At 26.9% G+C, this 908-nt stretch carries 1 protein-coding gene and 1 pseudogene; both read left to right on the forward strand.

Annotation, left to right across the window (positions count from 1 at the left end; all coding sequences use genetic code 11):
* Positions 1-217 (forward strand): annotated as a pseudogene (locus A3849_RS33290) (hypothetical protein); the annotation flags it as partial.
* A gap of 33 nt (positions 218-250) precedes the next feature.
* Positions 251-908: glycosyltransferase family 2 protein (locus A3849_RS03485; protein WP_143191724.1), on the forward strand; the 658-nt coding region annotated here is incomplete at its 3' end.

The following is a 908-nucleotide window of genomic DNA, read 5'->3' on the forward strand; positions in this document are numbered from 1 at the left end:
TATTAAAGGAATCAATTTAATTAAGTCCAAAGACGTACTTGGAAAATTATCTTTTTGTTTTTTGGTGGGTTTTTCTACTTTTATGATATCTAATGCAACAAATCCGTATTTATATAGTTTTGATAGATTATTGATTTTATTCTTCACTTTAATGATTTTACAAGTTGCATATGTAAATAATCATGGAAAACAAAGTAATGAAATTATTGAATTGTAAATATAAATAAGGTTCTATCGGAGTGATTTTAATTTGAAACGACTTGTTAGTATTATAATTCCTTGCTATAACCAAGGAGAATTTTTAAAGGATTGTCTTAATAGTATCGATAAACAGACTTATATAGCGCTCGAAATAATTATAATAAATGATGGTTCAACAGAAAAAATAACTTTAGACTTTTTGGGGAAATTAGGTAAAGAAAGAGAAGATATAAAAATAATTAATCAAACTAATTCTGGAGTTTCTAACGCAAGAAATAATGGTATTTTAAACAGTAAAGGATACTACATTCTTCCTATAGATGGCGACGATATGATTGAACAGACTTATGTTGAGAAATGTGTCGATATTTTAGATGGAAATAGCCAAATAAATGTCGTTTATTGTATTGGTATGTGTTTTGGCTATAAAAATGGACTTTTTGTTTTAGATGATTTCTCAGTGAAGAAAATGCTTAAAGAAAATTTGGTTTTTTGTAGTGCCATGTTTAGAAGAGTGGATTTCGATCAAACTCAAGGCTATAACAGTAATATGATTTATGGGTTTGAAGATTGGGATTTTTGGTTATCTATGATAGAAATCGGTAAGGAATTTTTTCGCATAAATGAAATACTTTTTTATTATCGTATAAAAGAAGTTTCTCGAAATGTACAAACATCAAATGATAATAAAGACAAGAGATTACAAA

Source organism: Paenibacillus sp. P46E (assembly GCF_001909095.1).
In the GTDB taxonomy this organism is placed as follows: Bacteria; Bacillota; Bacilli; order Paenibacillales; family Paenibacillaceae; genus Paenibacillus_AQ; species Paenibacillus_AQ helianthi.